This is a genomic window from Streptomyces mashuensis, from assembly GCF_014654785.1.
Lineage (GTDB): Bacteria > Actinomycetota > Actinomycetes > Streptomycetales > Streptomycetaceae > Streptomyces > Streptomyces mashuensis.
The window spans coordinates 244,911-257,406 of the sequence record NZ_BNBD01000003.1 but is presented as its reverse complement, the minus strand read 5'-3'; the positions used below and the strand labels follow the sequence as shown (position 1 = coordinate 257,406).

Annotated in this window: 12 protein-coding genes; 9 read left to right on the top strand and 3 right to left on the bottom strand. The window is 73.1% G+C overall.

The features are described from left to right. Positions 1-42: 42 nt before the first annotated feature. Positions 43-720, bottom strand: coding sequence for a lysophospholipid acyltransferase family protein (locus IE305_RS10555; RefSeq protein ID WP_190129241.1), 678 nt, complete (start codon positions 718-720; stop codon positions 43-45). Positions 721-935: 215 nt separating this feature from the next. On the opposite strand from IE305_RS10555, the gene IE305_RS10550 reads away from it, so the two are divergent. The 3 genes from IE305_RS10550 (at position 936) to IE305_RS10540 (ending at position 3,303) form a co-directional block, all read left to right on the top strand. Next, positions 936-2,105, top strand: coding sequence for a glycerophosphodiester phosphodiesterase (locus IE305_RS10550; protein ID WP_190129240.1), 1,170 nt, complete (start codon positions 936-938; stop codon positions 2,103-2,105). 102 nt (positions 2,106-2,207) lie between these two features. Beyond that, positions 2,208-2,762, top strand: coding sequence for a sigma-70 RNA polymerase sigma factor region 4 domain-containing protein (locus tag IE305_RS10545; protein ID WP_190129239.1), 555 nt, complete (start codon positions 2,208-2,210; stop codon positions 2,760-2,762). Between the two features lie 28 nt (positions 2,763-2,790). Beyond that, a complete protein-coding gene (locus IE305_RS10540; RefSeq protein ID WP_190129238.1) occupies positions 2,791-3,303 on the top strand; it encodes a GNAT family N-acetyltransferase in 513 nt (170 codons plus the stop codon). A gap of 7 nt (positions 3,304-3,310) precedes the next feature. On the opposite strand, the gene IE305_RS10535 is transcribed toward IE305_RS10540, so the two are convergent. Together IE305_RS10535 and IE305_RS10530 are read right to left on the bottom strand one after the other, a co-directional pair. Beyond that, positions 3,311-3,814, bottom strand: coding sequence for a hypothetical protein (locus IE305_RS10535; RefSeq protein ID WP_229890787.1), 504 nt, complete (start codon positions 3,812-3,814; stop codon positions 3,311-3,313). A gap of 2 nt (positions 3,815-3,816) precedes the next feature. Next, on the bottom strand, positions 3,817-4,176 hold the full coding sequence (locus IE305_RS10530) for a hypothetical protein (protein ID WP_190129237.1): 360 nt from the start codon (positions 4,174-4,176) through the stop codon (positions 3,817-3,819). 587 nt (positions 4,177-4,763) lie between these two features. Here IE305_RS10530 and IE305_RS10525 point away from each other — a divergent pair. The 6 genes from IE305_RS10525 (at position 4,764) to IE305_RS33750 (ending at position 12,384) form a co-directional block, all read left to right on the top strand. Next, entirely contained in the window at positions 4,764-5,813 is a 1,050-nt protein-coding gene (locus IE305_RS10525) for a methionine ABC transporter ATP-binding protein (RefSeq protein WP_190129236.1), read from the top strand. Then, positions 5,810-6,610, top strand: a complete 801-nt coding sequence (locus IE305_RS10520; protein WP_229890785.1) for a methionine ABC transporter permease — start codon at positions 5,810-5,812, stop codon at positions 6,608-6,610. The genes IE305_RS10525 and IE305_RS10520 overlap by 4 nt, the downstream gene beginning before the upstream one ends. A gap of 95 nt (positions 6,611-6,705) precedes the next feature. Continuing rightward, positions 6,706-7,584 (top strand): MetQ/NlpA family ABC transporter substrate-binding protein, encoded by an 879-nt coding sequence (locus tag IE305_RS10515; RefSeq protein ID WP_190129235.1) that lies wholly within the window; start codon positions 6,706-6,708, stop codon positions 7,582-7,584. A 153-nt stretch (positions 7,585-7,737) separates the two neighbouring features. Next, positions 7,738-8,400, top strand: a complete 663-nt coding sequence (locus IE305_RS10510) for a GNAT family N-acetyltransferase (protein ID WP_190129234.1) — start codon at positions 7,738-7,740, stop codon at positions 8,398-8,400. Between the two features lie 131 nt (positions 8,401-8,531). Then, on the top strand, positions 8,532-9,746 hold the full coding sequence (cbiE, locus tag IE305_RS10505; protein ID WP_190129233.1) for a precorrin-6y C5,15-methyltransferase (decarboxylating) subunit CbiE: 1,215 nt from the start codon (positions 8,532-8,534) through the stop codon (positions 9,744-9,746). A 2,176-nt stretch (positions 9,747-11,922) separates the two neighbouring features. Then, complete coding sequence (locus IE305_RS33750) at positions 11,923-12,384, top strand: hypothetical protein (RefSeq protein ID WP_373311566.1); 462 nt, start codon at positions 11,923-11,925, stop codon at positions 12,382-12,384. The last annotated feature ends 112 nt before the right edge of the window (positions 12,385-12,496 follow it).

Genomic DNA, 12,496 nt, shown 5'->3' with positions numbered 1-12,496 from the left:
CGGGCCCGGCACGCCGGGCGGCTGCGGGCGGCGTCAGGGCCGTCAGGCGGCCTTCGCCTGACGGGCCTTGGTGGCGTACATGTCCACGTACTCCTGGCCGGACAGCCGCATGACCTCGCTCATCACCTCGTCGGTGACGGCCCGCAGCACATAACGGTCGCGGTCCATGCCCTCGTAGCGCGAGAAGTCCAGCGGCTCGCCGAACCGCACGGTCACCCGGGCCACGCGGGGCAGGCCCTTGCCGCCCGGCTGCACCTTGTCCGTACCGATGAGCGCGAACGGCACCACCGGCGCGCCCGTCATCAGCGTGAGACGCGCGATGCCGGTACGGCCGCGGTACAGCCGGCCGTCGGGGGAGCGGGTGCCCTCCGGGTAGATGCCGAAGACCTTGCCCTCGTCCAGCAGCCGGCGGCCGGTCATCAGCGCCGCCACACCGCCGTTGCTGCCGTCGCGGTCGACCGGCACCATGCCCGAGGACCGGAAGAACCACGCCATCAGCCGGCCCTTGACCCCCTTGCCCGTGACGTACTCGTCCTTGCCGATGAAGTACACCTGCCGCTTCACGATCACCGCCACGAACAGCGAGTCGATGAACGTGGTGTGGTTCCCGGCCAGGATCACCGGGCCGCTCTCGGCGATGTGCTCGGTGCCCTCCACCGTGGGGCGGTACAGCACACGCATCAGCAGTCCGAGGAACGCCTTGAGCAGGATGCGGGACAAGGGAGAGCCTCCGGTCGTGTTCTTCGCGGGCGGTGCGCACGCGTACGCGGTCGGAGACGATACTCGCCGGTACGCCCCGGGCGCACGTGGGGTTGACCGACTCGAAACCCAGTGTTGACGTGACTTTCCACTCCGTTCCACCCGCGTTCTTCTACCCGCGAGTCGTACGTGCATACGATCGGCCGGCGAAACCGACCGACGGAGCAAGGAGAGTCATGCAGCACGAGCAGCGGCCGGGCAGGCGCACGGTGCTGGGGGCCGCGGCGGCCCTCGGCGCGGGGGCGATGGCGCTCGGCGGCGGGGCGGCCCCGGTGGTCGCCGCACCGCAGGAGACCACCGCCCGGCGCGGCCACGGCGCCTCGTACCGGGACCTGCCGGTACCCACCGTCATCGGGCACCGCGGCGCCTGCGGCTACCGCCCCGAGCACACCCTCGGCTCCTACCAGTTCGCGCTGGACAACGGCGCCGACGTCATCGAGCAGGACGTCGTCCCCACCAAGGACGGCCACCTGGTGTGCCGGCACGAGAACGACATCACCGCCACCACGGACGTCGCCTCGCGCCCCGAGTTCGCCTCCCGCAAGACCACCAAGACCGTCGACGGCGAGGCCCACACCGGCTGGTTCACCGAGGACTTCACGCTCGCGGAACTGAAGACCCTCCGCGCCAAGGAGCGCATCCCCGGCACCCGCCAGCACAACACCCTCTACGACGGCGTGTGGCAGGTGCCCACCTTCGAAGAGGTCCTGAAGTGGGCCGACGAGCAGGGCCGCAAGCGCGGCCGGCGCATCTGGCTGCACGTCGAGACCAAGCACCCCACCTACTTCCGCAAGGCCGGCCTCGCCCTGGAGGAGCGCCTGGCGCGCCTGCTGCGCCGCTACGGGCGCGCGGGCCGCGACGGCCACACGTTCCTCCAGTCGTTCGAGCCGAGCAGCCTCCAGCGGCTGGGCAAGCTGGGCCTCGACTGCCCGAAGGTGCTGCTGCTGGACGACCTGCCGACGCGGCCCTGGGACTTCGTCGAGGCCAAGGACCCGCGCACGGTGGCCGACCTCGTCACGCCCAAGGGCCTCGGCTGGATCGCCGGCTTCGCCCAGGGCATCGGCCCCTGGCTGAACCTCATCATTCCGCGCGACGCCGACGGCAGGCTCACCAAGCCCACGACCCTGGTGCGCGACGCCCACGCCGCGGGCCTGATCCTGCACCCGTACACGATGCGGAACGAGAACTCCTTCCTCCCGGCGGAGTACCGGCGCGGCACGGACCCCAACGCGTACGGTGACGCACTCGGCGCGTTCAAGACGTACTTCGGGACGGGCATCGACGGCATCTTCTCGGACAACGCGGACACGGCGGTACTGGCACGGGACGCGTTCCTGAAGCGGTGACCTCTACGACGGAGGGGTCCGTGGTGGCCCCTCCGTCGCCCGAAGGGGTGAATCCCGGCCGGTCCGGAAACCGGAGCCGAGGGCCCGTTCGTCAAGCGGATCGTGACAGACAGTAACCGCGACCCCCGCCACGACCTCCTCACCCGCCTGGGCCCCCTCCTCCGCGCCGAGTGCGCCGCGGAGGCCCCCGCCGCCGGCGTCGAGCCCGCCGATCTCGAACAGGCGGTGTGGGTACGCCTGCTCACCGACCCCGCGGCGGCAGCCGCGCCCGGCGCCACCCGCTTACGCCGCGCCGTCCGCGCCGAGGCCCGTACCGCCCGGCGCCGCGCCCGGCGGGAGGTCCCGTTCGACCCCACCGGCCACGGCCCGCCCGCCGGCACCGCGGCCGCCGGCACCGAACAGGGCGTCGAGCAGACCGTGCTGACCGCCGAGACCCACCGTGCCCTGCGCGCCGCCGTCCGCCGGCTGCCCGGCCGCTGCCCCGGGCTCCTCGGTGCCTTCCTGGGGGCCGGAGACCCGACGTACCGGGAAATCGCAGGGAAGTTGGGAATATCACAAGGATCCATGGGGCCCGTGCGTTCCCGTTGCCTGGGATGCCTGCGCAGAATGCTCACCGGGGAGATTGCGGCTCCCGGCCCCGGGGGATGGGAGCGGTAGACAACCGGCGTAGGGGAGGCATGCGCAGATGGGCATGAGTGTGAGCATCTCGGCCGCGGCCGAGACCGATGCCGAGCAGATTCTCAAACTCCAGTACCTCTGCTACCAGAGCGAGGCGGAACTCTACGGCGACTACTCCATCGAGCCCCTCACCCAGTCGCTCGACGACCTGCGCGCCGAACTGGGCCGCGGCTGCGTGCTCGTGGCCCGGCTCGGCGAGGAGGTCGTCGGCTCGGTGCGCGGCTTCGTGGACGCGGAGGGCACGGCCGAGATCACGGGCCTCATCGTCCACCCCCGCCTCCAGCGGCACGGCCTGGGCGGCCGGCTGCTGGCCGCGGTCGAGGAGCGGCTGGCGGGCGAGTGGGCCGCCAAGCGGTTCCGGCTGGCCACCGGCCAGCGCAGCGAGGGCAACCTGCGGCTGTACCGCAAGTGGGGCTACCGCAGCACCGGCACCACCGAGGTCACCCGCAAGCTCACCCTCGTCACGCTGGAGAAGGAGCCGGACAAGGGCGTCGCGCACGCCCTGGCCACGACGGCCTGAGCGGCGGTCAGCCGCGCGGGGCCCGGCGCAGCCAGACCATGGCGGACAGCGGCAGCAGCACGGGGATGAACAGGTAGCCCATGCCGTAGCCGGACCACACCGTCGAGTCGGGGAACGCCGAGGGCTCCACCAGCGTCCAGGTGCCCACGATCAGCACACCGGCCAGCTCGGCGGCGCAGCACACCAGCGCCGCCCTGCGGGCCTGCTCGCCGCCGCGGACGAGCGAGTAGGTGATGAAGGCGTACACGACGGCCGCGGCGGCCGACAGCAGGTAGGCGAGCGGCGCGCGGTCGAAGTCCAGGATCGTCTGGACGATCGACCGGGAGGCCGCGGCGACGGTGAAGACGCCGTACAGCCACACCAGCAGCCGGCCGGGCCCCTGGCCCAGGTCGAACCGGGGACGGGCGGCCGCCGGGGCGGTCGCGCCGCCGGCCGTGCCGTCGGTTTCGGCAGCGGTTTCGGCAGCGGCTTCGGCAGCGGTGGCGTCGGACGCGGAGCGGTATTCGGCCATGGTCAGCCTCCCCAGATGTCGTAGAGCCGCACCTCGAGCACGGCGAGGATCACGGCGCCCGCCGCGACGGTGGCCGAGCCCCAGCGGGTGCGTTCGGCCAGCGACATGAAGCCCGCCGCGGGCACGGCGGCCGCCGCACCGAGCAGATAGGCCACAAAGATGGCGGTGCCCTGGGCGGGCCGGTCGCCACCGGCCAGCCGCACCACGCCGACCACCAGCTGCACCAGGACCAGCAGCGACACCACGGCCATGCCGATGAAGTGCCAGTCCTTGGTCGGCTGGTCCCGGGTGAAGGCGAAGCCGCACCAGGCGGCGAGCCCGAGGGCGGCCAGGCCGGCCGCGAGCGTCAGCGCGTCGATCACCGCGGCCCCCGGGCGGTGGCGCGGCGGGACGAAGGGGGCGTGACAGGCATGGCACGACTCTAATCGCCCGGGACGCCCCGCCCGCGCGCGACCCCACGCGACCCCACGCGACCCCACCCGACCCCTCCCGAGCCCGCGCGGGCACCTGCCGCCCCATGTCGCGCCCACGTCCCACCCCACGTCCCGCCCCACGCTCCCCAGGCGTCCCGTCCACGCCTCGAGCAGCACCGTCCGCTATTCGGACAGGCATGGCTGATTCGCACGCGCTTCTGTTTTACTTGCCCGCATGACCACGACGAGCAGCCGCACCCTTGCGACCGAGGCGATGACCACGCCCGGTGCTGCCCGTTGCATGTGTCGAATGTGTGACCGCTGAGGGCCCCTGTTCCTTTCCGTGTCTCGCGCCCCGAAGCGAGACCCCGCGCCCGCCCGGCCGCCCCCGGCCGGCGAGGCCGCCACCGCCCCTCGCGTCACCGGACCCCGCACTTCCGCCCGCCCAGGGCCCGCCGGGCTCCGCAGCCGCGTTCCGCAGCCCATGCCCGTGCCGGCGTGTACCCGCACCGGCACTCGACAGTGACGGAAACCCTGTGATCACCACTTCGGGCCTCACCAAGGTCTACCGCTCACGCGGCCGAGAGTTCACCGCACTCGGCGGCGTCGATCTGCACGTACGCGAGGGGGAGGTGTACGGCGTCGTCGGTCAGAGCGGCGCCGGCAAGTCGACCCTCATCCGCTGCGTCAACCTCCTGGAACGCCCCACCTCCGGCACGGTCACCGTCGCCGGCCAGGACCTGACCGCGCTCGCCGGCCGCGGCCCGCGCGCCTCCGCCGAACTGCGCCGCGCCCGCAGCCGCATCGGCATGGTCTTCCAGCACTTCAACCTGCTGTCCTCGCGCACCGTCCAGGACAACGTCGAACTGCCGCTGGAGATCCTCGGCCTCGCCCGCCGGGAGCGCGAGCGCAAGGCCCTGGAGCTGCTCGACCTCGTCGGCCTGGCCGACAAGGCCCGCAACTACCCCGGCCAGCTCTCCGGCGGCCAGAAGCAGCGCGTCGGCATCGCCCGCGCCCTGGCCGGCGACCCCAAGGTGCTGCTCTCCGACGAGTCGACCTCCGCGCTCGACCCGGAGACCACCCGCTCCATCCTCCAGCTGCTGCGCGACCTCAACCGCCAGCTGGGCCTCACCGTCCTCCTCATCACCCACGAGATGGACGTCGTGAAGACCATCTGCGACTCCGCGGCCCTGATGAAGTCCGGCCGCATCGTCGAGTCCGGCACCGTCGCCGAGCTGCTGGCCACGCCCGGCTCCGAGCTGGCCGCCGAGCTGTTCCCCGTCGGCGGCGAGCCCTCCGGCCCCAACCGCACCGTGGTCGACGTCACCTTCCACGGCGAGGCCGCCACCCAGCCCGTCGTCTCCCAGCTCGCCCGTACGTACAACATCGACATCTCGATCCTGGGCGCCGCGATGGACACCGTCGGCGGCCGGCAGATCGGCCGGATGCGCATCGAGCTGCCCGGCCGCTTCGAGGAGAACGTCGTCCCCATCGGCTTCCTGCGCGAGCAGGGCCTCCAGGTGGACGTCGCGGACGTGAACACGCCGGCGCCCGCCGCCGCGCCGGCCGAGGAAGGTGCCAAGTGACCTGGTCCGAGATGCAGCCGCTGCTGCGCGATGCCTGTCTGGACACCCTCTTCATGGTGTGGTGGTCCACGGTCTACGCCGTCGTCGGCGGCCTGCCCCTGGGCATCCTCCTCGTCCTCACCGACCGCGGCGGACTGCTGCGCAACGCCCTGGTGAACAAGGTCCTGGGCGCCGTCCTCAACCTCGGCCGGTCCCTGCCCTTCATCATCCTCATCGTCTGGCTGATCCCCTTCAGCCGGTTCGTCGTCGGCACGTCCATCGGCCCCAGCGCGGCCGTGGTCGCCCTGGCCCTGGGCGCGATCCCGTTCTTCGCCCGGCTGGTGGAGACCGCGATCCGCGAGGTCGACCACGGGCTCGTCGAGGCCGTCCAGGCCATGGGCGGCGGCACCTGGACGATCATCTTCAAGGTGCTGCTGCCGCAGGCCCTGCCGTCCCTCATCGCCGGCCTCACCACCACCGTCATCACCCTCATCGGCTACTCGGCCATGGCCGGCGCCGTCGGCGGCGGCGGCCTCGGCAACCTCGCCATCACCTACGGCTACCAGCGCCGCGAGGACACGCTGATGAACGTCACGATCGTGTTGCTCATCGTCATCGTGACCGTCGTCCAGCTCGCCGGCGACTTCGCCGTCCGCCGCCTCGCCGCCCGCGGCGGCCGCCAGGCACCGGCCGCCGGCCTGCGCCGCCTGCTGCCCGCCCAGCGCAAGCCCGCCACGGCCACGACGGCCCCCGCGACCGCCGCCCCCGAGGCCGTGTCCGACTCCGTTCCGGCCTCGGCCCCCGAAAAGGCGGTCTGACCCCGCCGGCCACCCCCCACAGACCCCGGAGCCCGGACCCTTTGCCGGGCGACACCCCCTGGGACCCGTACACCACAGCAAGGAAGGCACTCTTCGTGCGTACCACCGCCACCACCGTCAAGCTCACCGCCGCCCTCGCCGCGGCCGCCGCCCTCACCCTGGGCCTGAGCGCCTGCAGCGCCCCCTCCGACACCTCCTCCGGCTCGGCCAAAAAGGGCAAGGACGCCGACCCCACCGCCAAGCTCGTCGTCGCCGCCAGCCCCACCCCGCACGCCGACATCCTGAACTTCGTCCGCGACAACCTCGCCGAGAAGGCCGGCCTGAAGCTGGAGGTGAAGGAGTTCAACGACTACGTGCTGCCCAACACCGCCACCCAGAACGGCGAGGTCGACGCCAACTTCTTCCAGCACAAGCCGTACCTCGACGACTTCAACAAGAAGAACAAGACGGACATCGTCCCCGTCGTCAACGTCGAGATCGAGCCCCTCGGCCTCTACTCCAAGAAGACGAAGAAGACCGCCGACCTCGGCTCCGGCGCCACCATCGCCATCCCCAACGACGCCACCAACGAGGGCCGCGCCCTGAAGCTGCTCGCCGACAACGGCGTCATCAAGCTCAAGGACGGCGTCGGCGCCGCCGCCAAGCTCTCCGACGTCGAGGACAAGAAGGGCGTGCAGTTCACCGAGCTGGAGGCCGCCCAGATCCCCTCCCGCCTCGCCGACGTGGACGCCGCCGTGATCAACGGCAACTTCGCCATCCAGGCCAAGCTCAACCCCGCCCAGGACGCGCTCGCCCTGGAGAAGGCCGACGGCAACCCCTACGCCAACTTCCTCGCCGTCAAGAAGGGCAACGAGGGCGACCCCCGCATCGCCAAGCTCGCCAAGCTCCTCAACTCCGACGAGGTCAAGGCCTTCATCGAGAAGAAGTACAACAACGGCGCGGTGCTGCCCGCCTTCGGGCCGGTCAAGAGCTGACGCCCTGTAACCTCGGCCGTCCGAACGGTCCCGGGCCCCGCGCACGAAACCACCGTGTGCGGGGCCCGCGCGCTTGGCGAACCCGCCCGCCCATGCTGCATGCTGGTTCCCCACGACGGCACCGAACCCACCCGTCCCGCGTTGGAGCAGCGCATGACATCCACCTTTCCGGACATCTCCATCAGTACGGACCGGCTGGTGCTGCGCCCGTTCGAGGCAGGGGACGTGCCCGCGCTCGCGGAGATGATGAACGACGAACTCATCGTCGCCTGGACCTCCGCCCCCCACCCCTACACCACCGCCGACGCCCGCGACTGGGCCCTGCGCCGCGCCCACGCCGAACGCACCTCCGGCCGCGGAATCGTCTTTGCGGTCACCGAGTTCCTCACCCACCGCCTCGTCGGCACCGTCCACCTCCGCAACACCGACTGGCGCACCCTCACCGCCGAGATCGCCTACGTCACCGCCCCCTGGGCCCGCGGCGAGGGCTACGCCTGCGAATCCGTCCTCGCCGTCGCCGAGTGGCTCTTCCGGGACCAGAAGTTCGAACGCCTGGAGCTGCGCACCCCCGCCGACAACACCGCCGCCCAGCAGGTGGCGCAGAAGACCGGCTGCGTCAGCGAGGGCGTGCTGCGCAGCGCCCGGATAACACGCAGCCGCACGGAGGACGGCGGCTGGACGGAGAACCGCACCGACCTCATCGTCTGGAGCCTCCTGCCGGAGGACCTCGACGAGATCCGTGAGGGCCACCCCGGCGACGGGTACGACACCACGGGCGCCGGCGGCTACCTCGGCGCGTTCCCCGACTGGCGCTGACCGGCCGCGGCCAGCGGGCACAGCCCGTAGCCGGCAGGCACAGGCGCCGGCCCCGCTCCACCCCCGGTCCATACCAATCGGGGTAATCTCACCCTGCCCAGCCCCCTCAGCAGTCCAGGAGACAGACGACGATGGCCGACCGGGTCACGGTGATCGGTTGGGACGGCTCACCGCTGACGGACGCGGCCCGCTCCGCCCTGTCCGCCGCCACCCTCGTGGCCGGTGCGGCCCACCACCTGGCCCTGCCCGAGGTGCCCGGCACCGCCGAACGCATCCGGCTCGGCAGCGTCGACCTCGCCGCCCGCCGCATCGCCCGCCACCGCGGCTCCGCCGTCGTCCTCGCCGACGGCGACCCCGGCTTCTTCGGCGTCGTCCGCACCCTCCGCGCCCCCGAGTACGGGCTCGAAGTGGAGGTCGTGCCCGCCGTCTCCTCTGTGGCCGCCGCCTTCGCCCGCGCCGGCATGCCCTGGGACGACGCCCAGATCGTCGTCGCCCACGCCCGCGACCTGCGCCGCGCCGTCAACGTCTGCCGCGCCCACCCCAAGGTCGCCGTGCTCACCTCGCCGGGCGCCGGCCCGGCCGAGCTCGCCCTGCTGCTCGGCGACGTCCACCGCACGTTCGTCATCTGCGAGGAGCTCGGCACCGACCGGGAACAGGTCACCGTCGTCACCTCCGACCGGGCCGTCGACCACGCCTGGCGCGACCCCAACGTCGTCATCGCCATCGGCGGCCCCGGCGGCCCCACCATCGGCCCCGGCGGCTGGATCGCCGGCCGCCACCCCGGCTACCCCTCACCCGTCCGCGGCTGGGCGCTGCCCGCCGAGGCGTACGACGGCGTGCCGGGGGAGGGCGAGACGACCGAACTGCGCGCCGCGCAACTGGCCCGGCTCGGCCCGCGCGTCGGCGACCTGGTGTGGGACATCGGCTGCGGCACGGGCGCGGCGGCGGTCGAGGCCGCCCGGTTCGGCGCGGCCGTCATCGCCGTCGACCGGGACCCCGTGGCCTGCCGCCGCACCGCCGTGGTGGCCCGCCGGCACGGCGTCATGCTCCAGCTCGTCGAGGGCACCGCACCGCACGTCCTGGAGGACCTGCCGCAGCCGGACGTGGTCCGGGTGGGCGGCGGCGGCCCGCCGGTGGTCGCCGCCTGCGCCGACCGCCGCCCCGAACGCATCGTCACCCACGCCGCCACGCGCGACGAGGCGGAGGAGATCGGCCGGGTCCTCGCGGAGGGCGGGTACGCCGTCGAATGCGTGCTCGTCCAGGCAGTGGAGTTGGACACAGCCGCCTGGACGGAGCGCGAGCGCGCCGTAGCCTTCCTGCTGAGCGGCCGTCGGACGCACGCGTAGGGGAGTGGCCGGGGCCCAGGGCCCTGCTGGTCGGTCGGCAGGTAGGCTGGCGGACCGTCGTGCTGCCGATGCTCCCGGCGAGCGGTGTCCGACACCACACCCGTCAATGTCCCGAACGCCCCACTCGCTTGGCGCGTGCAGGGCAGGGTGGCATCGGTGGCACACAACGTGCCGCCAGGCATGGACGCTCGTTGTTGTCTGTGGGCGGCAGCGGTTGGAAGGAGCACTACCGATGGGCGAGGGGTACGCATGACCGACACCGGCCGGTTCCCGGGCGAGGAACAGCCGGAGAACGCAGGCGCGCTCCCGGCGGACGCCGCAGCCCCTGCCGAGACCGGCAGTCAGGCCCCCTACGGTTTCGTCGACCCCGACCCTGCCGAGGAGGACGACCTGCTGCTCATGCCCGGCGCCCAGGGTGCCTGGATGGAGCAGCCGCCGGCCGGTACGCACGAGACGGGCGGCCGCGACACGGGCTCGCACGACTTCACCGGTGTGCGCACGCAACCCTCCCCTCCGCCGCCGCGCCGCCCCCTCCACATGGGCCCGCCGGTCCCCGAACCGCACAGCGGCGTCGTCCGCTCCCTGGCCGACCGCGGCCCGGCCGCGCCGCAGCAGCCCCTGAGCACCCCCGCTCCGCCGGTGGGCGGCGTCGAGTACTTCGACCCCCAGCCGGCGACGGCCTTCGTCCCGCCGCAGAACACGGGCGCAATGGGCCCGGCCACGCCCGACATAGTCCCCACGGGACCGGCGGACGACGCCGCGGCCGCGGCGGTGGCCCGCGTGGTCGCGGGCGCGGACACGCTGGCGGCGATGCGCGTGGTGATGCCGGAGGAGGCCGAGAGCCAGAGCGAGGGTCAGGGCGAGAGCCAGGGCCTGGACCTGGGGAGCGAGCCCCGAACGCCCGACACCGGGACGGTGCCCACGGGGGGCGCCGCGCCGGAGGGTGCCGAGGGCGCTCCGGCAACGGGGGACGCTGCTGCGGGTACCGATGCAACCGACGCAACCGGTGCGGTTGTGGCGGGGGTTGAGGCTGCTGGGGTGGTGGGTACGGAGGTTGCTGCTCCGGCCGGTGCGGCTGGTGTGGGTACTCCTGCTGAGGCTGATGCGGCTGGTGCAGAGGCTCCTGCTGAGGCCGGTGTGGCTGGTGTGGGTGCTCCGGCTGAGGCTGGTGTGGTCGGTGCCGATGCTCCTACCGGGGCCGACGTGGCCGGTGCCGGTGCTCCTGCTGAGGCCGATGTGGCCGGTGCGGCTGACGCTACGACGGGCGTTGCCGGGGTGGCTGGTGCCGTTGATTCGGTTGAGGCCGGTGCTGGCGGTGTGGCTGGTGCGATGGCTTCGGTTGAGGCCGGTGCCGGCGGTGCGGGCGCGGGCGTTGTGACGGGCGTTGCCGGTGCTCCTGCTGAGGCGCCGGTGCCGGGTGACGGTGCCGATGTGCCTGTGGCTGTTGCTGTGGTGCCGGGTGACGGTGCCGATGAGCCGGCGGCTGGGGTGCCGGTTGCCGCTGAGGATGGCGTGACGCCTGGTGCGCCGGGTGCGGGAGACGGTGCGTCTCCGGTGCCGGGTGCGGGTGACGGCGCGGCTGGTGCGGTGTCGGATGCGGTCGCTGTTGACGGTGCGGTGGCGGCTGGCGGCGCCCCGGTTGCCGATAGTGCTGCGGTGCCTGGTGCGCAGGGTCCGGGTGACGGTACGTCGTCGGCGCTGGGCGCGGGTGACGGTGCTGGTGCGCCGGTTGCCGGCGAGGGTGCCGCCGATGTGATGTCGGCTGTTGCCGACGATGCGGCCGTGGCCGGGGCACCGGTTGCTGATGGTGCGGCGGTGCCTGGTGTGCCGGGTGCGGGGGACGGTACGTCCCCGGTGCCGGGTGCGGGTGACGAGGTGCCGGAGGCTGTGGCCGGTGCTGAGGTGCCGGTTGCCGCTGAGGGCGCTGCCGTGGCTGGCGTGCCGGTTGCTGATGGTGCTGCGGTGCCTGGTGTGCCAGGTGCGGGGGACGGTGCGTCTCCGGTGCTGGGTGCGGGTGACAGCGCGGCGGGTGCGATCCCGGGCGCTGCGGTCGGTGCTGAGATGCCGGTTGCCGCTGAAGGCGCTGCGGTGCCTGGTGCCCCTGGTGTGGGTGACAGTGCGTCCCCGGTGCCGGGTGCGGTTGCCGTTGACGATGCGGCCGCGGCAGGTGTGCCGGTTGCTGATGATGTTGCGGTGCCGGGTGCGCCGGGCGCAGGTGACGAGGCGGCGGGTGTGGTGCCGGGGGCTGTGGTCGGTGCTGAGGTGCCGGTTGCCGCTGAGGGTGCTGCCGTGGCTGGTGTGCCGGTTGCTGATGGTGCTGCGGTGCCTGGCGCCCCTGGTGTGGGTGACGGCCCGTCCTCGGTGCCCGGTGCGGGTGACGGCGCGGCTGGTGCAGCGGAGGGTGCGGTTGCCGTTGACGGTGCTGCTGGCGCTGCGGTGCCTGGCGCGCCGGCCGTGGGTGACGGTGCGTCTCCGGTGCCGGGTGCGGACGACGGCGCGGCGGGTGCGATCCCAAGCGCTGCGGTCGGTGCTGAGGTGCCGGTTGTCGCCGAGGGTGCTGCCGTGGCTGGTGTGCCGGTTGCTGCTGGCGCTGCGGTGCCTGGTCCGCCGGTCGTGGGTGACGGCGCGGCGGGTGTGATCCCGGGCGCTGCGGTCGGTGCTGAGGTGCCGGTTGCCGCCGAGGGTGCAGCCGCGGCTGGTGTGCCTGCCGCGCAGGGGCCGGGCGACGGTGCAGCTTCGGTGCAGGACGC